The organism is Lysinibacillus sp. FSL K6-3209, assembly GCF_037976175.1.
Lineage (GTDB): Bacteria > Bacillota > Bacilli > Bacillales_A > Planococcaceae > Lysinibacillus > Lysinibacillus sphaericus_D.
Genome location: NZ_CP150264.1, coordinates 2,156,601 through 2,180,361 on the forward strand (window position 1 = coordinate 2,156,601; position 23,761 = coordinate 2,180,361).

At 38.3% G+C, this 23,761-nt stretch carries 22 protein-coding genes; 19 read left to right on the top strand and 3 right to left on the bottom strand.

Translation table 11 applies throughout. The features are described 5' to 3' along the window. Positions 1–26: 26 nt before the first annotated feature. A complete protein-coding gene (locus MHH88_RS10345) occupies positions 27–1,466 on the top strand; it encodes a PLP-dependent aminotransferase family protein (RefSeq protein ID WP_339262835.1) in 1,440 nt (479 codons plus the stop codon). 358 nt (positions 1,467–1,824) lie between these two features. Here the strand turns inward: MHH88_RS10345 and MHH88_RS10350 are convergent, their stop codons facing one another. Further along, positions 1,825–2,403, bottom strand: a complete 579-nt coding sequence (locus MHH88_RS10350; protein ID WP_339262836.1) for a hypothetical protein — start codon at positions 2,401–2,403, stop codon at positions 1,825–1,827. A 501-nt stretch (positions 2,404–2,904) separates the two neighbouring features. Here MHH88_RS10350 and MHH88_RS10355 point away from each other — a divergent pair. Together MHH88_RS10355 and MHH88_RS10360 are read left to right on the top strand one after the other, a co-directional pair. Next, positions 2,905–3,066, top strand: a complete 162-nt coding sequence (locus MHH88_RS10355) for a hypothetical protein (RefSeq protein WP_339262837.1) — start codon at positions 2,905–2,907, stop codon at positions 3,064–3,066. Between the two features lie 20 nt (positions 3,067–3,086). Further along, positions 3,087–3,323, top strand: a complete 237-nt coding sequence (locus tag MHH88_RS10360) for a hypothetical protein (protein WP_339262839.1) — start codon at positions 3,087–3,089, stop codon at positions 3,321–3,323. Between the two features lie 65 nt (positions 3,324–3,388). Here MHH88_RS10360 and MHH88_RS10365 read toward each other — a convergent pair whose 3' ends face one another. After that, positions 3,389–4,540, bottom strand: coding sequence for an MFS transporter (locus MHH88_RS10365; RefSeq protein WP_339262841.1), 1,152 nt, complete (start codon positions 4,538–4,540; stop codon positions 3,389–3,391). Between the two features lie 99 nt (positions 4,541–4,639). Between MHH88_RS10365 and yeiL the strand changes: the two genes are divergently transcribed. Then, positions 4,640–5,305 carry a transcriptional regulator YeiL gene (yeiL, locus tag MHH88_RS10370; protein WP_339262842.1) on the top strand — a complete coding sequence of 222 codons (666 nt, stop codon included), beginning with the start codon at positions 4,640–4,642 and terminating at the stop codon, positions 5,303–5,305. On the opposite strand, the gene MHH88_RS10375 is transcribed toward yeiL, so the two are convergent. Next, on the bottom strand, positions 5,299–5,640 hold the full coding sequence (locus tag MHH88_RS10375; RefSeq protein WP_069512673.1) for a hypothetical protein: 342 nt from the start codon (positions 5,638–5,640) through the stop codon (positions 5,299–5,301). The two genes, yeiL and MHH88_RS10375, sit on opposite strands and share 7 nt — an antisense overlap. A gap of 281 nt (positions 5,641–5,921) precedes the next feature. Between MHH88_RS10375 and MHH88_RS10380 the strand changes: the two genes are divergently transcribed. The 15 genes from MHH88_RS10380 (at position 5,922) to panF (ending at position 23,610) form a co-directional block, all read left to right on the top strand. Next, on the top strand, positions 5,922–6,902 hold the full coding sequence (locus MHH88_RS10380; protein ID WP_069512672.1) for a diaminopimelate dehydrogenase: 981 nt from the start codon (positions 5,922–5,924) through the stop codon (positions 6,900–6,902). Positions 6,903–6,978: 76 nt separating this feature from the next. Then, positions 6,979–8,333 (top strand): IS3 family transposase gene (locus MHH88_RS10385; RefSeq protein ID WP_337982349.1). Its coding sequence is split into 2 segments (ribosomal slippage): positions 6,979–7,432 and positions 7,432–8,333, totalling 1,356 coding nucleotides; the frame shifts between segments, so codons are not numbered across the junction. A gap of 244 nt (positions 8,334–8,577) precedes the next feature. Then, entirely contained in the window at positions 8,578–11,766 is a 3,189-nt protein-coding gene (locus tag MHH88_RS10390) for a BTAD domain-containing putative transcriptional regulator (RefSeq protein WP_339262843.1), read from the top strand. A 72-nt stretch (positions 11,767–11,838) separates the two neighbouring features. Beyond that, the gene (locus MHH88_RS10395; protein WP_339262844.1) at positions 11,839–12,669 is read left to right on the top strand and encodes an alpha/beta hydrolase; all 831 of its coding nucleotides are present in this window, start codon (positions 11,839–11,841) and stop codon (positions 12,667–12,669) included. A 187-nt stretch (positions 12,670–12,856) separates the two neighbouring features. Continuing rightward, a complete protein-coding gene (locus MHH88_RS10400) occupies positions 12,857–14,086 on the top strand; it encodes a substrate-binding domain-containing protein (RefSeq protein ID WP_339262845.1) in 1,230 nt (409 codons plus the stop codon). Positions 14,087–14,198: 112 nt separating this feature from the next. Further along, on the top strand, positions 14,199–14,975 hold the full coding sequence (locus MHH88_RS10405; RefSeq protein ID WP_339262846.1) for an ABC transporter ATP-binding protein: 777 nt from the start codon (positions 14,199–14,201) through the stop codon (positions 14,973–14,975). Next, entirely contained in the window at positions 14,950–15,657 is a 708-nt protein-coding gene (locus MHH88_RS10410) for an ABC transporter ATP-binding protein (protein ID WP_339263040.1), read from the top strand. Before MHH88_RS10405 ends, MHH88_RS10410 begins: the two co-directional genes overlap by 26 nt. Before the next feature lie 15 nt (positions 15,658–15,672). Further along, complete coding sequence (locus MHH88_RS10415) at positions 15,673–16,545, top strand: branched-chain amino acid ABC transporter permease (protein WP_069512666.1); 873 nt, start codon at positions 15,673–15,675, stop codon at positions 16,543–16,545. After that, entirely contained in the window at positions 16,542–17,561 is a 1,020-nt protein-coding gene (locus MHH88_RS10420; RefSeq protein ID WP_339262847.1) for a branched-chain amino acid ABC transporter permease, read from the top strand. The genes MHH88_RS10415 and MHH88_RS10420 overlap by 4 nt, the downstream gene beginning before the upstream one ends. After that, the gene (locus tag MHH88_RS10425) at positions 17,558–18,562 is read left to right on the top strand and encodes a 3-oxoacyl-ACP synthase (RefSeq protein ID WP_339262848.1); all 1,005 of its coding nucleotides are present in this window, start codon (positions 17,558–17,560) and stop codon (positions 18,560–18,562) included. The genes MHH88_RS10420 and MHH88_RS10425 overlap by 4 nt, the downstream gene beginning before the upstream one ends. Before the next feature lie 12 nt (positions 18,563–18,574). Continuing rightward, positions 18,575–19,486 (top strand): alpha/beta hydrolase, encoded by a 912-nt coding sequence (locus tag MHH88_RS10430; protein ID WP_339262849.1) that lies wholly within the window; start codon positions 18,575–18,577, stop codon positions 19,484–19,486. Next, the gene (gene fabG, locus MHH88_RS10435) at positions 19,470–20,201 is read left to right on the top strand and encodes a 3-oxoacyl-ACP reductase FabG (RefSeq protein WP_025219463.1); all 732 of its coding nucleotides are present in this window, start codon (positions 19,470–19,472) and stop codon (positions 20,199–20,201) included. Before MHH88_RS10430 ends, fabG begins: the two co-directional genes overlap by 17 nt. Before the next feature lie 17 nt (positions 20,202–20,218). Continuing rightward, positions 20,219–21,685 (top strand): AMP-binding protein, encoded by a 1,467-nt coding sequence (locus tag MHH88_RS10440; protein WP_339262850.1) that lies wholly within the window; start codon positions 20,219–20,221, stop codon positions 21,683–21,685. 216 nt (positions 21,686–21,901) lie between these two features. Beyond that, positions 21,902–22,165, top strand: coding sequence for a YhdT family protein (locus tag MHH88_RS10445; protein WP_069512660.1), 264 nt, complete (start codon positions 21,902–21,904; stop codon positions 22,163–22,165). Then, a complete protein-coding gene (panF, locus tag MHH88_RS10450; RefSeq protein ID WP_339262852.1) occupies positions 22,165–23,610 on the top strand; it encodes a sodium/pantothenate symporter in 1,446 nt (481 codons plus the stop codon). The genes MHH88_RS10445 and panF overlap by 1 nt, the downstream gene beginning before the upstream one ends. Positions 23,611–23,761: the final 151 nt, after the last annotated feature.

Below are 23,761 nucleotides of genomic sequence, written 5' to 3' on the forward strand. Positions count from 1 at the left end.
ACCCATCCAATTTACGAGGTGAACATATGAACTGGCAACCAACTCGACAAGGAAATCGTACATTACAACAACAAATTGTAACATGGATTACAGAGCGCATTGAACGAGGGGATTGGGTTGCAGGAACGAAGTTACCAACACAAAGGCAACTTGCAATGCAATTAGGGGTTAACCGCAGTACAGTGCAGCAAGCATTAGAGGAATTAAAGGCAGCGGGTATACTGGAAACGACGATAGGCTCAGGGATTTATGTTGCTAATACTTCTTGGCATTCATTAATTAAACAAAGACAACCAAATTGGCAAACCTACATTGAAACAAGTCTCCACAAACCAAATTATCATACGATTCAATTAATCAACGAATATGAGCAACGGGATAGTATCATTCGCTTAGGAACAGGGGAATTAGCGCCAAGCTTATTACCTACTAGTGAAATCGAGGCATCCTTAAAGGAAATCTCCTTACTACCGAAAGTGTTAGGTTATTCATCTCCGCAAGGTAACATGCAACTGCGTGAAGCAATTTGCCAATATGTACAAAAAAGAGGCATACAGGCACAACCTGAAAATGTCTGCATTGTTTCGGGTGGACTACAAGCATTACAGCTTATTGCAGTTGGTTTGCTAGAGCAAGGTTCCATCGTATTTCAGGAACAAACATCTTATTTAAATTCTGTTCATCCATTCCAATCTGTCGGGATGCAAATGGTGGCGATTGACCGAGATGAAGGGCTTGCTCAAACATTAGCGCACAAGAAAAGAAAAAGGCAGGCTGTTTTTTATGCTGTTCCTACGTTAAATAATCCAACTGGAGGCGTATGGACATCACTAGAAAAAAAGCAACTCTACAAGGCTTGTAAACAATGCCGCATTCCCATTATTGAAGATGATGTCTATCATGAATTACTTTTCAATGAAGGATCCCCATCTATAAAATCACTGGATGATAGCGGACAAGTTTTATATATCGGCAGTGTTTCCAAAACACTTAGTCCTGGGCTGCGCATCGGTTGGTTAATCGGGCCAACAACTGTGATTGAACGCTTAGCGGATATTAAAATGCAAACAGACTATGGATCAAGTGCTATCTCGCAAGAAATTGTTTTGCATTGGCTCCAATCAGGAAAGTACGAACGCCATATTGAAAGCTTACGACAAACGCTTCAGCAGCGGGCAAACTTTGTTGAAAAGTTATTACATGAAAAACTGAAGGCCATTGCGAGTTGGGAACAATCAAAAGGTGGATTTTATATATGGCTAAAATTTCACGCACCAATCGTGGATAAAGCATTTTTTATAAAGTTATTGCAGTACAATGTTCTGATTAACCCAGGCTATATTTATGATGCGCAAGATACACAGCATATTCGACTTTCATATGCGTATGCAACTCGAGAACAGTTGCAATATGGGGTAGAGAAGTTGTGTCAAGTGGCAAAGTCGAGGATGAAAAAAGTCGACTGAAAATCGGTGAATATTTACATCAAGAAGGAACAAAAAGCGTTTTGCATTGTAAAATATAGATGCAAAACGCTTTTTAATATTTTCCACTAGTCAACTAAATTATCTGTTAACCATAAATACGCTAATATAGCTAGAATACCAGTGAACATAAAATATAATGTCGCTGGAATAGCTCTTTTTTGAGGACTATCGTATTTACGACTCAACAAATATTCAAAAGAAAATAAGTTTAACACCATTAGAATATAAAGGATGACAGTAGGGTAAATTGCTTGCGTGATATGATACATGGTTAAACATGTAAAAATAAAAAAAGTGGAGAAATTAACGGAAATTTGGTGTTTTTTATAAAAAGAGTTTAGTTTGGGCATGCCAGTGAACCTAAATAGTATGCCGCAGCAATCCCAGTCCCAACTGTCCAACCTACTGGACCTGAAATACCTAATAGTACACCTGCTCCTGTAGTAGCTGCGACATGAGCAAGACCTAAGCCACCTAACCATTTACTACATGATCTTTTTACGATACGTGGTGCAGTCTCGGTTCCATATTGAATAAGGTTTCTAGATTTAACTAGTAAATCCGTAGTTTCACCATTTCCGTTTTCATCAGCTAATTTAGTATTGATATCTGCTATTGCAGAACTTATTTCTTCAGCAGTAACGGTAGAATGAATGTTTTGTAATTTGTTCTCCATCTCTGCGATATTAGAAATTGTAAAAACACCAATACCATTTCTTCTTTCATAAGATACGTGATCTGTTATAATTTGAACTTCTTCAAGCTGTTTTTCAGAAAATATCGCATTGTCAGTAGCTTCAACTATATTTGTATTTTCCACTGCTTTAGCATTACTAGGGTTAAATGGCACAATAACTAAATTTGAAATTAAAGACCTTGAAACAATTGTTACAATCGACCTTTTTTTCGAAGTCATAATATCCCTCTTTTCCCTTTTATTAGTATATTTTTATGTGAAATAGTGGTGTTGGCTTTTTGACGCCTTTTAGGTAGAATAGCTGGAGCGATAAGGAAAGTGACGAGAAAATTAATAGCTAGTTACGAGGTAAAAGAATAGATGCCATATAGATTCCTCCCTAAAAAAATAAATTATATATAATTTATTTTAAGAAAAATCAGAGTAATTTCAACTTCTTTTTTTTGAAAATTTCATATGAGGACAAACGCTACTACATACTAGCATTACTGGTATGTTCAGCGTTATAAGTAAGCGAGAAATTCTGTGAGTGTACCAAAAATATTCAATTATTTATTTTAAATAATTGAAATGGTACTTTTATAGGTCAAACAAAATGACAGGTTTATTCTAAAAAAGGTACTGGTGTGCATATAATGTTGATTTTTACCTTTAAAAATGTTAGCTTGTAGTTGCTCGGACATATCTTTATTTTCTATCGTATAGAGAGGAGTGGTTATTTTGATGAAACTAATCATTAAAATACTTATAACGTTGTTGGGTGCAGTGTTAATTTTTACAGATCTAAAAGAAAATAACACATGGTTACTTATTTTTTGTATTGCAGTCGCGTTATATATGACCTTCGAAGGGTATTTTTACAAAAAGAAAAATCCTCAATAATGCATGAGGTGAGTGTAGATATGGAAGATAAAATTGTAGGGTCACTGTTTTTAGTTATTGCAGCGATTTTAATTTCAACTCAGTATATTGTTACGGCTATCAGTGTCTCAAATTTAACGTATGTAGGTCAGGAAACTTTCTATAATTCTTTTTTTGATTCTGGCTATGTATTATTTCTTTTCAGTATCGTTTTCTTTATCTTAGGCATTCTTTTATTGGTTAGAGGGTTTACTTCCCATTCAATCAATAAAAAATAGTTTACATAATAAACCCCAATGGTAATCAAACCATTGGGGTTATTCTAATTTTAGTAATTCTAATTTTAGTACTGGAATTTATTACTAGTAGCTAGCAATATACCGATTGCTGGTACTGTACAAATCAGCATTGCAGCAAAGGCGAGACCAGGGGATATTTCGTATAAATAGCCGCCTAAAAATGTGAGAATGGCAGTGCTTAAACCCATTGCTAGTGCAGAATATAAGCCTTGTGCATTAGGAATTTGTTCCTTCGGTAAGTTCTTTGTTAAATAGCCGATAAAGGCAAAGTGTGCTAATGCAAATGATAAGGCATGTAATACTTGTGAGCCGATAAATACCCAAACGTTTGGAAAGAGGAAGATGAGTAACCAACGTAACGATGATCCACTAGCTGCTAAGAGTAATAGTGAAGAGGAGCGCCATTTCGTAAACAGTGTATCAGCTTTCATGAAATATAAAATTTCACAAACAACTGCAATGTTAATAATCATCCCCATATAGAATGGATCGACGTGTAAATCTTCTAAATAGATATAGCCATAACTATAGTAGGATGCATGGGCACCTTGTAATAAAATAACGATCAATAATACAATCGGAAACCCTTTAATACTCCATAATGTTTTCATTGATAGTGATTTTGCACGTTGTTCTTTCGTAGGTACAATAAGCAATTCCTTTGGTGTTGCCATTTGTTGCATGAATAACATCCCGATAATCCCTAAAATCATGCTCCAAAAAATAATATCCTTCCCAAAAACGCCTGTTAACATACTAATAATAAGTACAGCGATAACAAAGCCAAAAGAGCCGTATGAGCGACTTTTACCGTAATGGACATTGCCATATTGTACAAGCGTTGCCGCACTACTTTCCACAGCAGGCAATAGAGCAGGGTAAAAAATACTAAATAAAATGGTAACGAAAAGAAGAGCGATAAAACTTGTGCTTGGAATATAAAGTAAAGCTGTCAGCAATGCACCAATTGCTAATATCGTAATCAGTCGTTTATTGTGCACATATTTTGCAAGGATTGGAAAGAAAAATAGATTCGATGTTGCCCGTGCTAAAAGACCGCAGCCCATTACAACACTTGCTTGAGATACAGTAAGGTGCTTTGCATCGACTAACCAACCTGTCCAATAAGGTAAGAAAATACCCCATGTAATAAAAAAAGCAAAGAAATTTTGAGAAAGCCATCGTTGATTGTTCATAAAATTTGGTACCTCCATTTAACTATGTTGAATAATAGCACGTTCCTCGCTACAATAATGTGAGATATCTCATACTTTTGAACAGGAGTCCATAAAAAAATGCAAAAACTTACAGGTGAAGAACGTTCTTACTATATAGAAAATTTTCAAATTGAAGATTTTTTTTCGTTTAATATTCATCCTTATATAGAAATATGTAAATTTGAGAAAGGGGAATGGATTTTTAAAGAAGGGTCTTTTCCAGATACGCTGTACTATATGATGGAAGGCAAAGCAAAATTGTATATGACACATAAAAATGGAAAGGTATCGCTGATTGAATATATAGAAGCGCCATGTTTTATGGGAGAAATTGAATTGCTGAATGAGGCGAGGTATACAAAGGGGATTCAAACGGTGACAGAGACAATCTGTTTATCCATTGCGACGCAGGGATGTAAAGACATGTTATTAGCAGATGCGCCGTTTTTACGTCGATTATGTGTCTTTTTAGGGGAAAAAGCTTCCAAAATGACGTCTAAGTATACGCAAAATCAGGCTTATCCACTGGAAAATCGGTTAGCTGCCTTTATCCAGCTATCATCTGACAAAGGCATTTATAAAGAAAAACATACAGAGATTTGTGAATACTTGGGGGTCTCTTACCGGCATTTATTATATGTTCTTGCTCAATTTTGTGAAGCTAACATTTTAGAAAAGAAAAAGAACGGCTATCATATTATGGATGAGGCACGTCTGATGCAATTAGCGCAAGAAATTCAATAATAATGATGGCGTTTGAGTCTTGCTCTGTTGTACTCACTTTTTTTAACGAGCCAGCGAGCTATTTGTTTTTCACTATGGCAGCAGGTACGAAATTTGTAACCATTCTTTATTACACTGTTAGGAAGGTCATTTAACGGTGCTAAAGGCATATTCATAAAATAAGCTACTTTTAGTGCCGTTTGGTGATTCATGAGGTTTTTTGCCGTACATTTTATGTTTGTTGCAATGGGAATTCTCAATTGTCTAACGAATACCGAGTTCGATTGCTGTTTGGCTTGTTGCTCGTTTTTTAGAAAAACCTTCGTTGTACTAGGTGAGAAACCATAACCTTTCATTCATCATGCCCCCTTCGTCGTTATTTACATTGTACAAGACCTAGCGAGTAAAAAGTCTTGATTTACATGGCTTTTACGAAAACTTAAAAGTTCGACTTTTTTTTAGTAAATTGTAACCGTATTCATGCCATATATGTATAGAAATCATAGAAAACTTGTATAATTTCTAGAGAAAAACACGTACTCAAACTATTGTGAATTTTTCTAACTCAAAGTATTATTGTAAGTAGAATTAACGTGAAAGGTTTCACATTGTCACGTTAACGTGAGGAGGAATTTTAATGAGTGCAATTCGAGTAGGTATTGTCGGTTATGGAAATTTAGGGCGCGGTGTTGAATTCGCTATTTCACAAAATCCAGATATGGAATTAGTAGCAGTATTCACACGTCGTGATCCTTCAACAGTGAGCGTTGCAAGTAACGCGAGCGTATATTTAGTAGATGATGCTGAAAAATTTCAAGATGACATTGATGTAATGATTTTATGTGGTGGCTCTGCAACGGATTTACCTGAGCAAGGTCCACACTTTGCGCAATGGTTTAATACAATTGATAGTTTTGATACTCATGCGAAAATTCCAGAGTTTTTCGAAGCGGTTGACGCTGCTGCTCAAAAATCTGGTAAAGTGTCTGTTATCTCCGTAGGTTGGGATCCAGGTCTATTTTCTTTAAATCGTGTTTTAGGCGAGGCAGTATTACCTGTAGGTACAACGTATACATTCTGGGGTGACGGCTTAAGCCAAGGCCACTCGGATGCAGTTCGTCGTATTGAAGGCGTTAAAAATGCTGTACAGTATACATTACCTATCAAAGATGCTGTAGAACGTGTTCGTAATGGTGAGAATCCAGAGCTTACTACACGTGAAAAGCATGCACGTGAATGCTGGGTAGTGCTTGAAGAAGGCGCAGATGCGGCAAAAGTAGAGCAAGAAATTGTAACAATGCCGAACTATTTCGATGAGTATAACACAACTGTAAACTTTATCTCTGAAGATGAGTTTAATGCCAACCATACAGGCATGCCACATGGTGGCTTCGTTATTCGCAGTGGTGAAAGTGGCGCTAACGATAAACAAATTTTAGAATTCTCGTTAAAACTTGAAAGTAATCCAAACTTCACGTCAAGTGTCCTTGTGGCTTATGCACGTGCAGCACACCGCTTAAGTCAAGCGGGCGAAAAAGGCGCAAAAACAGTATTCGATATTCCGTTCGGTCTGTTATCTCCAAAATCAGCTGCACAATTACGTAAGGAACTATTATAAAAATAAAGCCCCAATCCCGATTTGAACTGCACCCCAATTGTTAGACACATCTAACAATTGGAGGTGCAGTTTTTTAATGGCTAAATATACTGCAGAGGAAAAATTACAAGCAGCTTTACGATACTTAGAAGGCAAAGAAAGTTCACATGAAATTGCTAAATCGATTGGGACAGATCATAAGGCTATTCTTAACTGGGCTAAACAATATGAGTATAACGGTGTTGAAGCGTTTATAAAATCATATACAAACTATACAGCACAGTTTAAACTAGACGTACTAAACTTCATGATTGAGCACGGCACGTCCTTAATAGAAACAGCGGCTATCTTTGGTATAGCAGCTCCATCGTCCATTATTCATTGGCGAAAACAGTTTGAAACAAAAGGATTCGATGCCCTTCAATCAAAGGAAAAGGGGCGTCCATCCATGAAAAAAGAAACCAATAAACAACCAAAACATACACCAGTAGAAGGCTCACCAGAAGCACTTCAAGCTCGTATCAAGCAGCTTGAAATGGAAAACGAGTATTTAAAAAAGTTGAACGCCTTAGTTCAAGCCAAAGAAACATCACCAAAGAAGACAAAGTAAAGGTCATCTATGAATTAAGGCATAAATACTCGGTGAAGGCACTTGTCGAATTCGCACAGATTCCACGTAGTACGTATTATGACATAGTGAAGAAACTGAATCGTCCCGATCCAGATACCGACTTAAAGGCTGAAATTCAATCCATCTATAACGAACATGAAGGCCGTTACGGATACCGTCGCATTCGTGATGAACTCGCAAATCGTGGACGAAGAGTGAATCATAAGAAAGTACAACGTATCATGAAAACACTTCGTTTAAAGTGCGTAGTCAGAATGAAAAAGTATAAATCATATAAAGGGACAGTCGGTAAAATCGCACCGAATATTTTAGACCGCAAATTTACAGCTGAAGCCCCTAATGAAAAGTGGGTAACAGATATTTCAGAGTTTAAATTGTTTGGTGAAAAACTCTATTTATCCCCTGTTTTAGACTTATTTAACGGAGAAATTATTACTTACACAATTGGTCATCGACCAACGTATTCACTTGTCTCAGAAATGTTGGAGAAAGCATTAGAGAAGTTACCAGAGGAACGCCAATTACTGATGCATTCCGATCAAGGCTGGCATTATCAAATGAAGCAATACCGTCACGCACTTGCATCAAAAGGCATTGTGCAAAGTATGTCACGTAAAGGCAACTGTTATGACAACTCGGTGATGGAGAATTTCTTTGGGATTTTGAAATCGGAATTCCTTTATTTAAAGGAGTTCGAAAGTGTTGAGCATTTTAAATTGGAACTTGAAAACTATATAACGTATTACAATACGAAACGAATTAAGGCAAAATTAAAACTGAGTCCGGTACAATACCGAACTCAGTTTACCCAAGCTGCCTAATGAAATAACCGTGTCTAACTTTTAGGGGTCACTTCAATTATCTAGCCATGATAATCGGGATTATTTTATTTCACTAACTTTCGTTCTCTACATAAAATAATAGCTTGTTGTAATATTCATTGGAAATATGCAAAACTACATATAGTATATGATAAACTGTCAATAATTTAACTATTCAAAAAGAATGGAGCATAGTCTGTTCCACAACCCGTCTTACCGTTCTTATGGGGAGGTTAGTGTAAAAATGACAGCAGATATTATTATTCAATCGAAATGTATTCCGCCAATTCCATCTAATCACTGTATTCGTCGAGCTGCATTGATGAAAAAGCTAAAAAAAGGTCTTGAACACACCTGTACTTTTATTCATAGTGGTGCTGGTTACGGAAAGACCACAATTCTTGCACAGTTTTTACATGCGGAATCGAGCCCGTTTTCTTGGTATAGTGTTTCCGAAGAGGATGATAATATATTACCCTTTCTAAAACATTTACTTTATAGTATTCAACGGGTCATACCACACTTCGGTGTACAATTTGACAATTGGCATCAAGTATCACGCTTTCCTAAAATTGAAGAATTGAATCGCTGGTATAAGTTATTTGTGAATAGTTTATGTGAGATCGAAGACTCCTTTTTACTTGTTATTGACGACTACCATTTAGTAGACCACGAATTTCATATAAACTATGTAATGGAAAAAATTATTGAATTTTCACCGCCTCATATTCATTTTATGATTGCCTCTAGAACATTACCGAAATGGGATATCATTCGAAAATTAAAAATGCAGATGAAAGCTCATTTTATAACAGAAACGGATTTAGCATTTTCAGCTGAAGAAATTGCTGTGTTTTTTGAAGATTATGGAGCCATACACCTGTCACAAGATGAAATACTAAAAGTATTGGAAATTACAGAAGGCTGGGCAATCTCCATCACATTACTAGCTGAACAATGGAACAATGAAGCGCTAGAGTACTGGTTAACAATCCATTCAAACGATTTGTTTACTTACTTATCGGAGGAAGTTTTCTTCAAGATGCCTAAATTTGAACAAAAGACATTACTTCAATTAGCGATATTTCCTACTTTCTCCGAAGCGTTAATTGCGCAGTTTTATCAGAGTGAAACCGCTGAAACATTCAAACAGTTGTTGCAAAAACACTTATTTATTCAACCAATGGCTGAAAATGGCTTTTACCGTTTTCATGCTTTATTTCGTCGGTTTTTAGAAATAAAATGGCAGCAAAATCCGCAACAATTTGTTCAATTGCATAAAAAAGCTGCCTTGTTTTACGTTCAAGAAAACGATGTGCATGCTATTTTACATCATGCATTTAAAACAAATGATTTGAACTTTAGTGGCACACTATTGCAAGATTATGCGGAAAATTTAGTAAAAGCTGGTCAGTTTGAATGGCTATTAGAGAAAATTCATCGTTTTTCAACGGAAGAAAAAGTGAAATTTTATCGTCTCTATTTTTTTGAAGGAGAGTGCCATCGATATCGAGCCTATTATGAAAAGGCTAAATATGCGTACGAAATGGCTGAAAGAATCGCTAAAAGCAATCATGATGTGCTCTATATAACAAAGGCACAGGCTGGATTAGCGCACATTTATCTTGATACAATCCAACCTGCATTAGCAGAACCCTATTTAAAGCGTGCCTTACAATTGGCTCCGGAAGCTGCGTTAAGTGAGGAAGCACTTTTAGAATTGCAACGTCAGTATGCAGAGAATCTAGTGAATTTAGGAAAGGCAAAAAAGGCTCAACAATTTATAGATGAAGTCAAGTTAAATGAAGCTGTGTTGCATAGGGCAAATGTAGATGTGCGGATTTTATTACGAACGGGTCAACTAGTGGAAGCAAAGAATCTTTTGATTGAAAGATTGGAAATGCCTCCGCAATTAGTAGTTACACATAGGGAAAGTGAACTTTTGGCATCCTTTGTTTTTTCTCTATTAGGTCAAGGTAAAGAAGCGTGGTATACCGCTCAGCATGGCATTCGAAGAGGCGTCCGTGAAAAGTCTATTTTTATTGAGGCAGTAGGCTACAATCGAAAAGCGCATGCCTTGCTATTATTGGATTTTCCGAATTATGCTGGAGCTTGTGACGCCTATGAGAAGGCGATTACGTTAATGAATACCATTAATATTTCGCGTGTAAAGGCGGAACCTTATATGGGACTTGCCATTGCCAAACATGCACTAGGGGATAACGTTGCTGCCAGAAAATATTTAGCTTTAGGTTTGCAGGAAACGGAGCAAGTACAAGATGCTTGGATGACAGCCCTTATTTTACTTGCTGAAGTGAAAGCAATGATTTCATGTCAGGAGTGGCAAGAAGCCAAACAAATATTAGTGAAGGCACATAAGCTATTTCTTGATTGTGGGGATCAATATGGGGAGATGCATGTTTTTTTCTATCAATCTGTTATTGCCTTGCAAGAGAAAAACGCCCATCTATTTTGTCAATGTTTTCAGCACTTTGCTAGTACTTGTATTGCTAATGGCTATCATTATTTTTTTCAAAGAAAGTCGATTCTTGGCCCAGCGAATTTAATGATTTTTTATGAGCTTTTGCAGTATAGTGAACACTGTGGGCTAGACAATGCCGCAATTCAAACATTGCGAAATGATTTTCAAATGGAAGGCAATATCGTGTACCCTACAGATGACATACAAGTGAATTTACTTGGTAGTTTAAATTTAATCAGAAATCATCGGAAACTGGGAGATAAAGAATGGCAACGCGAAAAATCGAAGGAGCTCTTTGTTTATTTGTATTGTCATCGCCAACGGTATACGCCTAAAGAGGAAATTGCGCATGCGTTATGGCCGGAACGTTCTGTGGAGACAGTAGATCGCGATTTTAAAGTTGTTTTAAATACTTTGTTAAAAGTGCTAGAACCAAGGCGGAATGCCCGTCAGGATAGCTTTTTTATTCATCGCAAAAACAATATGTATCAGCTACAGCATATTCAGTTTTTGCATATTGATGTCGAACGATTTTATTATTATTATACGTTAGGGATGGAGGAGTTTGACCCTCATTTTTCGGATGAGTGGCTACAACTAGCTGCGAATAGTTATACAGATGTTCTATATGCAGAAAAAAAGCAAATTGATTGGTTGACGCAAGACCGTGATAAGTTACAGACTTTATATATTGAAGTACTTGAACGATTAGCCCAAAATGCTACGCGCCAACATCATTTTAAACAAGCCATTTTTTATGCGGAGAAAATGATTCAAGAAGATATACTTTGGGAAGAAGGGTATCGTCTTTTAATGTATAGTTATTACCAATTGAATAACCGCTCACAGGCATTAAAATGGTATGAAAGATGTGTACAACAATTACAAACAGAGCTCAAAACCACACCGATGGAATCAACAATGGCTGTGTATGATTTAATAATGGGCTAGCACGTAGAGCTAAAACTGTTAATGTTTATTAAACCATTTCGTATTATACGTTGAATTATGGGAGGAGCCCAAATGCCATTTTGTCAAGTAACGAATGCAACTATTTATTATGAAGAGATAGGTGTAGGACAACCTATTATTATGCTACACGGATTTACTCCTGATCATCGACTTATGAAGGGATGTATGGAGCCGATTTTTACGCAACGGGAGGGCTGGAAACGCATTTATCTTGATTTACCAGGTATGGGTAAAACAAAAGATTATGAACACATCCATAATACAGATGATATGTTAGAAGCAGTAGTAGAATTTATCCAGACAGTTTTGCCGAGTCAATCTTTTGTTATAGCGGGTGAATCTTACGGAGGGTATTTAACAAGAGGGATTCTGCAGAAACTTGAGGATCGTATTTTAGGTGTTGCCTTTGTTTGCCCTATGATTGTTCCCGAAAAACAAGATCGCATTGTGCCAGCGCATACGATTGTTGCAACTGATCAACCTTTTTTAGCCACATTGACGAAACAAGAAGAAGAGGATTTCAGCACCCATCAAGTGGTCTTAGATGCATATAACTGGCATCGATATACGAATGAAGTATTAGTTGGCTGTCAACTGGCAGATGAGGCTTTTCTTGAAAAAATCCTGCAAAACTATGGGTTTTCCTTTGCTTTAAAGGACATTCCATTCCAACAACCGAGTCTGTTTTTAGTAGGCAAGCAAGATTCGGTCGTCGGCTATCAAGATGCCCTTCACTTGCTTGATTTATTCCCAAGAGCAACATTTTCCATCTTAGATAGAGCAGGGCATAATCTACAAATAGAACAATCCAATCTTTTCTATGTGCTTGTTAGCGAATGGTTAGATCGAGTAGAAGAAACGAATAGCTCTTTTTTCTTGTAGCGCAAGTACTCATAAAAGAGGGAAATGCAAAGAAATCACTTCAATGAGTTTGGCATGAGCCAAACTCATTTTTTATTTCTTCCAATCACGATTCCAAATTTGTAACTGATTTGTAACTGGACTTTTATATAGTAAATGCATGGAGAAGAAAGCGCTTTCTATAGTTCACAATGAAAGGGGTTTTGGGATGAAAAAGTATTGGTTAGTGTTACTGTTAGCCGTTTTGACTTTGTTGATAGCAGCTTGTAATGGGGAAGGAGCAAAAGAAAGCTCCACTGACAGTTCTGCTTCCAAGGAAGCGGAAGGAGAACAAGGCGGCACGATTAAAATCGGAGTACTGGCGTCATTGACAGGTGCTTTAGAATCGTACGGAAAGCAAACACAGCGTGGATTTGATTTAGGTATCGAATATGCAACAAACGGTAGCATGGAGGTAAACGGTAAAAAAATAGAAATTGTCTATGAAGATACAGAAACGAAACCGGAAGTAGCTGTACAAAAGGCTACCAAACTGCTTGAAGATGATAAAGTCGATTTTTTAGTTGGTTCATCTAGCTCTGGTGATACGCTCGCTGTCCTGCCATTAGCAGAGGAATACGAAAAAATTATGGTCGTTGAACCAGCAGTAGCTGATAGCATTACTGGTGCAGAATTTAATGACTATATATTCCGTACAGGGCGAAACTCCTCACAAGATGCATATGCTGCAGCGGCTGCAATCGCTAACAAGGGCGTTAAAATTGCGACGTTTGCTCCTGATTACTCATTCGGCTGGGATGGGGTAAAAGCATTTAAAACAGCGGCGGAAAAACTAGGCGCAGAAATTGTTTTAGAAGAATATGCCGATCCAGCAGCAACGGATTTTACGTCTAATTTGCAAAAAGTGATTGATGCCAAGCCGGATTATTTATTTGTTGTGTGGGCTGGGGCTAACTCGCCTTGGAATCAAATTGCCGATCTTAAAATCCAAGAGAAAGGCATTAAAATTTCTACAGGCGCACCAGATATTATTGCCCTAAAGTTTATGAATCCGCTAATAGGAATGGAAGGGTTCTCGGTTTACTATCATACGTTGCCACAAAATGATGTGAATCAATGGTTAGTTGAAGAGCACCAAAAACGCTTTGATGAAGTGCCAGATTTATTTACACCTGGTGGGATGTCTGCCGCGATTTCGATTGTAGAAGCGTTGAAAAAATCGGAAGGGGACGCGGACGGAAAGAAACTAATTGGCATTATGGAAGGAATGTCATTTGAAACGCCAAAAGGCACAATGACTTTCCGAAAAGAAGATCATCAAGCGTTACAGTCGATGTATTCGATTCGTTTAGAACAACAAGAGGGTGTTGACTATCCAGTGCCCGTGCTAATTCGTGAGCTTAGTCCTAAGGAAACGGCACCACCTATTTCGAATTAGACGATCCTCACTTTACTTGGAGAGACAGAAAAACAATGTCATGCTGTCTCTCTTCATCTCTTCTTTGGAAGAGCAGGTGAAGATCAATAGAAACATTGGAAAGGAGATTAATATGGAGCCTATTTTGCGAACAGAAAATTTAACGATTCGATTTGGGGGTCATATTGCGGTCGATCATGTGAACTTTACAATGCCAGAAAAACATTTGAAATCCATTATAGGTCCGAATGGGGCAGGCAAAACGACATTCTTTAATCTAATTAGTGGGGAGTTAAAACCCACTGCTGGTGATGTGTATTTTAAAGGACAGTCGCTTGCGCAAGCATCTTCGGTTGAAAGAACACGTATGGGGCTAGGCCGTTCATTTCAAATTACAAATGTTTTTCCAAATTTAACAGTGTTAGAAAATGTACGACTAGCTGTGCAATCTAAAGAAAAAATACGTTATCAAATGTTTCGTCATTTTAAAAGTTATCAAGCAATTACAGAAAAAGCGGAAGAGCTATTGACGCTTGTTTTACTCCATAACAAAAGAGATGCATTGACAACGATGCTGTCGCATGGGGAAAAACGCAAATTAGAAATTGCGATGTTGCTTGCACTAGATACGGAAATTTTACTGCTAGATGAGCCTACTGCCGGTATGTCATTAGAAGAAGTACCCGCTATTTTAGAAGTAATTCGAACAATTAAAAATAAAGGGGATAAAACCATTTTGTTAATTGAACACAAGATGGATATGATTTTGGATTTGTCTGATTCCATTATGGTGTTATTTAATGGTCAGCTTCTTGCCAATGGAACGCCAGATGCCATTATGCAAAATGAAACCGTACAAAATGCTTATTTAGGAGGTCTGTATGATGAACACCTTACTGAAATTACATGATGTTCATACGCATATTGGACAATACCATATTTTACAAGGTGTGAATTTTGAAGCGATGGAAGGGCAGGTCAGTGTTCTACTAGGGAGAAATGGCGCGGGGAAAACAACCACATTAAAAACGATTATGGGTTTGACACCCGCTTCACAAGGCGATGTTCAATTTCAAATGCAATCGATAAAAAAAAGCCCAACCCACAAAGTGGCGAAATTAGGTATTGGCTATGTACCCGAAAACCAAGGAATTTTTTCAGATTTAACGGTAGAAGAAAATATGAAAGTGGCGATGCGCAAAGAGAATACGGCAGCTATGGAGCGACAGCAGTATGTATTAGAACTTTTTCCAGATTTAAAGAAATTTTGGAAAAAGGCTGGTGGTCATCTTTCTGGTGGTCAAAAGCAAATGCTATCAATGGCAAGAGCATTTATCAATGATAGTCAATTGATTTTGATTGACGAGCCGTCTAAAGGGCTTGCGCCAATTGTTGTGGAGAAAGTGATGGAAGCCATTGTTGAAATGAAGAAGCAAACGTCCATTGTCCTTGTGGAGCAAAACTTTATGATGGCCAGTCGAATTGGCGATACGTACACATTAATTGATGATGGTAAAACAGTACATTCAGGGAACATGAAAGAGCTTATCCAAAATGAAGAGTTGAAACGTAAATATCTTGGTATCGGATAAAGGAGGTGTGGTTTGTTGGAACTAATCGTAAATTTGGTTATTAACGGGCTGGCTACAGGCATGTTAATCTTTTTGCTTGCAGCAGGGCTGACATTAATTTTTGGGCTAATGGATGTTTTGAATTTTGCACATGGCGGATTATTTGTGTGGGGTGCCTATGCAGGGATATTTACGTATATGTACACAGAAAGTTTCTTAATTGGCATTATTGGAGCGATTGTTGCAGGTGCCGTTTTAGGTTTATTAACGGAAAAGTTTATTATTACACCGGTATATGGTAATCATATTCAACAAATATTAATCACTTTAGGGTTAATGCTTGTATTACAAGAAATGATTAAGGTCGTGTTCGGCCCAAATGGTGTGTCCGTGAAAACACCCAGCTATTTAGCAGGAAGTTGGGAATTTGGAGATGTCATTATTATTAAATATCGTTTATTTATTATTGTAGTAGGTTTTGTGATTTTCGGGATTTTCCAATACATGCTGAAGCGAACAAAGATTGGGCTAATCGTACGAGCGGGTGTACAGGATAAAGAAATGGCGCAAGCACTCGGAATTCATATTAAACAAGTATTCTTATATGTCTTTATGGTAGGCGCTGCTTTAGCCGCCTTGAGCGGTATGTTAATGGCACCATATTCGGGTGTTATTTATGCCGAGATGGGGATGGAATATGCAATATTAGGTTTTATTGTTGTTGTGATAGGTGGCATGGGAAGTTTTTCAGGCTCGCTGCTTGCTGCAATTTTAGTAGGGCTTGCTGGTAGCTTTATGGCCTATTATGTGCCGGTGTTATCACTTGCTGTCAATATGATCCTTATGGCCATCGTGTTAATTTTCCGACCACAAGGCTTATTTACAATCGGAAAGGAGCGATCGACATGATGAAAAAGCTGACGTGGAAGCATCTTAGTTTTGTTCTTATGTTAGCGATTCTCGTACTTCTGCCATTCGTCAATGATTCAAGGACATTGATTATCTTATTAACGCAAATTTTTATCTTTGGTATTTTAGCAATGAGCTATGATATTTTACTTGGTTATACAGGGATAGTATCGTTTGGGCACGCCATGTTCTTTGGAATAGGTGCTTATACAACAGCAGTTATGCTGAAGCAAGTCGATACGACACTTTCTATCTTTTTATTATCCATAGTTGTAGGGATGTTTTTAGCAGGTATTGTTAGTTTTATTGTTGGATTACTGACTTTGCGTTTAAAAAGTCACTTTTTTGCGATGCTTACACTCGCTTTTTCTGGATTGTTTTTAGTTGTTGCTGAAAAATGGCGTTCCATTACATATGGCAATGACGGATTTACATTTAGAGCACCCGAAATGTTTAAAGATCGTATTACATTCTATTTCTTTGTACTCGCGTGTTTAGTAGTAGTTTTTATTGCGCTTTATCGCTTTGTTCAGTCACCAACCGGACGTATTTTAATTGCGGTACGAGAAAATGAGCAAAGAACAAAATCATTAGGATTTCAGACCCTACATTATAAAGTAATCGCATCAATTGTAGCTGGAACGGTAGCAAGCTTAGCGGGTTCACTTTATGCGCTGTCATTACGATTTGTTAATACAAGTGTTATGACGATGGACATCACGCTAGATGCATTATTAATGACGATTATTGGAGGCGTCGGTACATTAGCAGGACCATTGCTTGGTGCTGCCGTGATTGAGTATGCACAACATACACTGTCAGGCATGGCGAGAGATTATCCCATATTTGAACGTTGGATTATTTTCTTTGGTATTCTCTATATTTTAGCCGTCATCTTTTTCCCAAAAGGGATTATAGGCTCTATCCGTTTTATGATTTGGAATTGGAGAAGGAGGCTTAAAGCAAAAGGGAAAACATCATCTGCCCTGTCACATGAAAAGGAGGGGTTTGAATGACTGTAGGTATTGTCAGTACAGGAATCTATATGCCACAAAGGAAAATGACCGCAACCGAAATTGCAGCGCGTTCGATGATTCCTGAGCACATTATTCGACACAAATTGGGTATACACGAAAAACCAATTCCTGATGAACAGGATCATACGGTGCAAATGGGCATTTGGGCTGCACAAGAAGCTATACAAAAAGCAGGGATTGAACCTAAAACAATTGATGTCGTGATGTATATAGGGGAAGAACATAAGGAATATCCACTTTGGACGGCTTCCATCAAAATGCAAGAAGAGCTTGGTGCCGTCAATGCGTGGGCATTCGATGTGCAATTACGCTGTGGGACGACGATTATGGCACTAAAGTTAGCGAAAAGCTTAATGGAATCTGATGACAGCATTCACACCGTGTTACTTGCAGGAGGATATCGAAATGTTGATTTTATCGATTATCGCAATCCGAGAACACGCTTTATGTATAATTTGGGCGCAGGTGGGGGTGCTATTGTTTTACAAAAAAATTACAGCCGCAACCATTTATTAGAAGCGGATATTATGACAGATGGTTCTTTTTCGGAGGATGTCGTTATCCCCGTTGGAGGCACTAAAAAGCCTTTGACACCAGAAGATTTAGCGAATAATTTGTACCAATTAGATGTTTTAGATCCAGTCGGTATGAAAGAACGGCTTGAGCAAAAATCTTTAAATAATTTTTTAAAGGTCATTCGTACATCTTTAGCGAAAAGTGGATTAAGAGAAGAACATATTAGTTATCTCGCCATGCTTCATATGAAGCGGTCTGCGCATGCATATATCCTATCAGAACTTGGTTTGAAAGAGGAACAATCCATTTATCTTCAAGACTATGGTCATATTGGACAAATTGATCAAATATTATCATTACAGCTTGCGTTAGAGCAAAAGCGTATTGTGGATGGGGACATTATCACGCTTGTCAGTGCGGGTATCGGCTATGTATGGGGAGCTATAACAATTCGCTGGGGATAGGGAGGAAGCACAATGTTACAAACGGTTCAACTAAAAAATGGGGAAACGATGGCTTATCGTAAGCGGGATGGAGGTAACCAAACGTTATTGTGTATTCATGGTAATATGACCTCCTCCAAACATTGGGATGTGCTGTTGGAAGCTTTAGATCCAAACTACACGATTTATGCCATTGATTTAAGAGGTTTTGGAGGTTCATCTTATCATCAACCTATTCGCGCTATTCAAGATTTTAGTGATGATGTCAAACTATTTGTGGATGCCATTGACTTAGACCATTTTGACATGATTGGCTGGTCCACAGGCGGAGCTGTATGCATGCAGTTTGTTGCAAATTATCCAGGTTATTGTCAACGTCTGATTTTATTGGCGTCCGCTTCGACGAGGGGGTATCCATTTTATAGTGACTTCGGTGCGGGCAATCCAGCCGCATTCAAAAGAGCTGCCACGTATCAAGAAGTACTGATGGATACGTCGAAAACAAAGACTGTACAAGGTTTCTACGATACAAAAAATAGCCAAGGCTTAAAGTCGATTTGGGATACAATCATTTATACCCATCGTCAGCCCGACCCTGAACACTATGATGCCTATGTAGCCGATATGCTCACACAAAGAAATTTAGCCGAAGTTTACCACGCGTTAAATACTTTTAATTTAAGTGCAGTAGATAACGAAGTGGCGAAAGGGACGAATGAAGTACAACAACTAAACATTCCGATTTTAGTGTTAAGAGGAGACCGTGACTTAGTGATTACCGAGCAAATGAATGAGGAAACAATGTGCGATTTAGCAAAGCATGCACAATTTGTTCGTTTAAAAAATTGTGGGCATTCTCCGCTAATCGATGATTTACAACAACTGCTATTTGAAATTGAAACATTTTTACAATTCGGAGGGAAAATCAATGCGCTTAAACAATAAAGTAGCCATTATTACAGGTGCGGCAAACGGGATAGGATTTGCTGCAGCAGAACGATTCATAGAAGAAGGAGCCGTTGTATATCTTGCGGATTTTGATGACAACGCGGGGAAAATGGCAGCCAATCAACTAGGTGAAAAAGCTATATTCGTGCAGGTTAATGTAGCAGATAGAGAGAGTGTGAAAAAGCTTGTTACAACTGTGATCGAGCAAGCTGGTCGCATTGATATTTTAGTAAATAATGCAGGAATAACACGCGATGCCATGTTGTCAAAAATGACAGAGGACCAATTTCAGCAAGTGCTTGATGTCAACTTGTCAGGGGTTTTCCACTGTACGCAAGAGGTTAGTGTTCATATGATAGCTGCTGGATACGGAAAAATTATTAATACCTCCTCGGTCAGTGGTGTTTATGGAAATGTAGGACAAACAAATTATGCTGCTTCAAAAGCTGCGATTGTAGGTATGACGAAAACATGGGCAAAAGAGTTAGGGCGTAAAGGCATCAATGTGAATGCGGTGGCACCTGGATTTACAGAAACTGAAATGGTCAAAAAGATGCCCGAAACGGTACTGGAAAAAATGCGAGCAATCGTGCCGCTTCAAAGATTAGGTACACCGAGGGATATTGCTAATGCTTATTTATTTTTAGCATCTGAAGAGGCTTCCTATGTCCATGGTCATACACTCCATGTGGATGGCGCGATTATGATGTGATAAAGGAGGAGTTCAAGATGTTTGCAGAGCAAGCTTGGATTTTAAATCGTGCATCTTTAACACCGAATCGGCTAGCATTAGTGAACTTAGAAACAAACGAACAATGGACTTATCGGCAATTAACACTTGAAATCGCCAAATGGAGCCATTTTTTCGAAAATCAAGGATTACAGGCAGGTAGCCGAGTAGCGGTTTTTTCTCGAAATAATAGTCACTTATTTGCTATATTATTTGCTTGTGGATTACGAGGGCTGATTTATGTTCCTTTAAACTGGCGCTTAAGTACAGAGGAGTTAAATGACATTGTTGCGGATGCTACCCCTTCTTTACTTTTATATGATCAAGAAATACCATGCCCTTTACAACTAGCAACGATGCACCCTATTCAACAAGTTCTGCCGTCAGCGACTATTGCTAGCTCGATAGAACTGGATTTAAATGAACCTTGGCTAATGATTTACACAGGTGGCACAACTGGCAAAGCAAAGGGGGTAGTGTTGTCTTTCAATTCTGTAAATTGGAATGCAATTAATACAATTATTAGTTGGGGGTTATGTGAAGACGATTGTACGTTAAACTATATGCCCATGTTTCATACGGGTGGGCTTAACGCACTATCCATTCCATTGTTAATGGCGGGGGGGACCGTTGTTATCGGTGATAAGTTTGAAGCGGAAACAGCACTCAAAGCAATTAATTTCTATAAGACAACGATTTCGCTTTTTGTCCCAACGATGTATCAAGCCATGATCACGACAAACTATTTTCACAAAAGTAGTTTTCCCACTGTCAAGGTGTTTTTATCTGGCGGCGCACCGTGCCCTCTTCCAATATATGATGCGTTTTTTAAAAAGGGACTTTTTTTTAAAGAAGGTTATGGCTTAACAGAGGCTGGACCGAACAATTTTTATATCTCACGTGAAGAAGCCTATGTCAAAAAGGGGGCAGTGGGTAAAAGTATGCAATTTAATGAGGCGAAAATTATTAATCAAGCGGGTGAAAGCTGCGCTGCCCATGAAGTAGGCGAACTGTTCGTTAGAGGTAAGCATATGTTTCAATTTTATTGGAATAATCAGCAGGAAACGGACAATACGATACGAGATGGCTGGTTAAGGACTGGTGATTTAGCGACAATGGATGAAGAAGGGTATTTTTATATCGTCGGTCGCAGGAAAGACATGATTATTAGTGGCGGGGAGAACGTCTATCCGCAAGAAGTGGAGCAATGCATACTTCGTCATCAGCTCGTAAAAGAAGCGGCAGTCATCGGAGCACCAGATAACTACTGGGGGGAAATTGTCACGGCATTTATTGTTTGCCATAATCAGTCAGATACTGTAGTAGACGAAGTAGAAAACCTATGTCGAAGCCATTTAGGACACTATAAAATCCCGAAAAAAATTATTATGATTGATGAATTACCAAAAACGATTGTTGGGAAAATTGATAAAAAAGCGCTTCAATTGCAATTAAAAAGCTCTTGAAGATTGGTAAGGTGTGTGAAATCGCCAATAAGAAGGGGGAAATCGCCACAAAAATCACCCGAAAAGGCAGAAAGCGTATTCCTGATTGGAGCCTTGTAAGATACCCATTTGATAGGTATTGTTCGCTAACTTTCGCTTTTTTTATCTACTTTTCTCACAATGCTTCCCATTAGTCCTACATCACAGTAAAATAGAGTAGGTTAGGGGGATTCTATTTTGAAAGATCAACGCTTTAAAATTGCGCATCGTGAGGCGCTTATTGGCATTGGGCTTGTATTTGTCAACTTTGCGATTTGGTACGGCTTTGCCTATGGTCTAGGTTCGGGGGATCCAACAACGTATTCGTATGTATTGGGTTTCCCAGCTTGGTTTTTCTATAGTTGCATCGCTGGAACAGGTTTTATGATTGTATTAATCTGGCTCGTCTTAAAGCTCTTTTTTAAAGAGGTACCATTTGATGACGGGGAGGTGGATGAATAATGCATTGGCAAGTTATTTTTCCGCTTCTTGTTTTTTTAATTATTATTTTTGGGATTGGCATATGGGCGAATAAGCATGTTCGTTCATCGAATTCATTTTTACAGGAATATTTTCTTGGCGGTCGTGAAATGGGTGGCTTTATCCTAGCAATGACGATGATTGCCACGTATGGTAGTGCAAGTAGTTTTATCGGTGGACCTGGTGTTGCTTATAATAAAGGGCTCGGATGGGTCTTGTTAGCGATGGCTCAACTGCCAGCAGGCTATTTTGTACTGATGATACTAGGCAAGAAATTTGCTATTATTGCTCGCCGCTATCAAGCGATTACATTAATTGATTTTTTACGTGAACGCTACAAAAGCCATGTCATCGTTATATTGTCAGCGATTAGTATTATTGTCTTTTTATTTTCTGCGATGATGGCACAATGGGTCGGGGGCGCGCGCTTAATTGAATCATTAACCGGTCTTGACTATACAGCAGCACTCTTTATTTTTGCTGTTTCAGTATTAATTTATGTGATTATCGGAGGATTCCGTGCTGTAGCGTTAACGGATACGGTTCAAGGTTCCATTATGGTGATTGGTACTGTTATTTTACTGATTGGGACAATCGTTGCCGGTGGTGGCATCGATCAAATTATGACGTCCCTTGTTGCAGAAAATCCAAACCTAGTGTCACCATTTGGTGCTGAAGGGGAACTGACACCATTGTACGTCTCAACATTTTGGATTTTAATCGGCATTGGTGTGGTAGGGCTCCCTCAAATAGCCGTCCGCGCCATGAGCTATAAAGATTCCAAAAGCATGCATTTGGCGATAATTATTGGCACAATTGCTATTGGGACAATTATGTTCGGGATGCACTTGATTGGTGTATTAGCCCGTCCAGTAATCCCTGGCATTGAAATTGGCGATAAGGTAATGCCGTTGCTTACGTTAAAAGTGTTGCCGCCGTTTTTAGCGGGCATTGTGTTAGCAGCACCGATGGCAGCGACGATGTCTACCGTGAATGCGTTGCTGATGCTAGTTAGTTCAACAGTGGTAAAGGATATTTATTTGAATTATATCAAGCCTACTGCCAATGATAGAGAAATCAAGTGTGCTAGCTTCGTGGTAACAACAGTGATTGGTTTAGCAGTCGTTGTATTTGCATTAAATCCGCCAGATTTACTAGTTTGGCTCAATTTATTTGCATTTGGCGGCTTAGAAGCGGTCTTTATTTGGTCAGTTGTCCTAGGGTTGTATTGGCAAAAGGCCAATAAATACGGGGCGATTGCGTCCATGATTACGGGGATGACGTTATATATTATGATTGATCGCTTTTATCCAACGATATTTGGTATGCATACGGTGACTATCCCTATCATAGCTTCATTAATTATCTTTGTTATCGTCAGTTGGCTAACAGCTCATAAATTTAAAGATGAAAAACTATTTATTTAATAATGAAAACCCAACCCCGAGAGACAACGCTTGGGGTTGGGTTTTCATTTTGGACGCTATAGTATAGAAAAACCGTTAGCATACATTATGCTAACGGTTTCAGACTGTAGACAAACTCGAAAAATTTCGAGTTTGCCTACAGTCTTTTTTC

Bases quoted from the DNA above. Each gene is read 5' to 3' on its own strand.
- MHH88_RS10400 (WP_339262845.1), top strand. From the start codon at position 12,857: ATGAAAAAGTATTGGTTAGTGTTACTGTTAGCCGTTTTGACTTTGTTG.
- MHH88_RS10410 (WP_339263040.1), top strand. From the start codon at position 14,950: ATGAACACCTTACTGAAATTACATGATGTTCATACGCATATTGGACAA.
- MHH88_RS10350 (WP_339262836.1), bottom strand. From the start codon at position 2,403: ATGACTTCGAAAAAAAGGTCGATTGTAACAATTGTTTCAAGGTCTTTA.
- MHH88_RS10420 (WP_339262847.1), top strand. From the start codon at position 16,542: ATGATGAAAAAGCTGACGTGGAAGCATCTTAGTTTTGTTCTTATGTTA.
- MHH88_RS10360 (WP_339262839.1), top strand. From the start codon at position 3,087: ATGGAAGATAAAATTGTAGGGTCACTGTTTTTAGTTATTGCAGCGATT.
- MHH88_RS10430 (WP_339262849.1), top strand. From the start codon at position 18,575: ATGTTACAAACGGTTCAACTAAAAAATGGGGAAACGATGGCTTATCGT.
- MHH88_RS10395 (WP_339262844.1), top strand. From the start codon at position 11,839: ATGCCATTTTGTCAAGTAACGAATGCAACTATTTATTATGAAGAGATA.
- fabG (WP_025219463.1), top strand. From the start codon at position 19,470: ATGCGCTTAAACAATAAAGTAGCCATTATTACAGGTGCGGCAAACGGG.
- MHH88_RS10365 (WP_339262841.1), bottom strand. From the start codon at position 4,540: ATGAACAATCAACGATGGCTTTCTCAAAATTTCTTTGCTTTTTTTATT.
- yeiL (WP_339262842.1), top strand. From the start codon at position 4,640: ATGCAAAAACTTACAGGTGAAGAACGTTCTTACTATATAGAAAATTTT.
- MHH88_RS10345 (WP_339262835.1), top strand. From the start codon at position 27: ATGAACTGGCAACCAACTCGACAAGGAAATCGTACATTACAACAACAA.
- MHH88_RS10380 (WP_069512672.1), top strand. From the start codon at position 5,922: ATGAGTGCAATTCGAGTAGGTATTGTCGGTTATGGAAATTTAGGGCGC.
- MHH88_RS10405 (WP_339262846.1), top strand. From the start codon at position 14,199: ATGGAGCCTATTTTGCGAACAGAAAATTTAACGATTCGATTTGGGGGT.
- MHH88_RS10425 (WP_339262848.1), top strand. From the start codon at position 17,558: ATGACTGTAGGTATTGTCAGTACAGGAATCTATATGCCACAAAGGAAA.
- MHH88_RS10375 (WP_069512673.1), bottom strand. From the start codon at position 5,640: ATGAAAGGTTATGGTTTCTCACCTAGTACAACGAAGGTTTTTCTAAAA.
- panF (WP_339262852.1), top strand. From the start codon at position 22,165: ATGCATTGGCAAGTTATTTTTCCGCTTCTTGTTTTTTTAATTATTATT.
- MHH88_RS10440 (WP_339262850.1), top strand. From the start codon at position 20,219: ATGTTTGCAGAGCAAGCTTGGATTTTAAATCGTGCATCTTTAACACCG.
- MHH88_RS10390 (WP_339262843.1), top strand. From the start codon at position 8,578: ATGACAGCAGATATTATTATTCAATCGAAATGTATTCCGCCAATTCCA.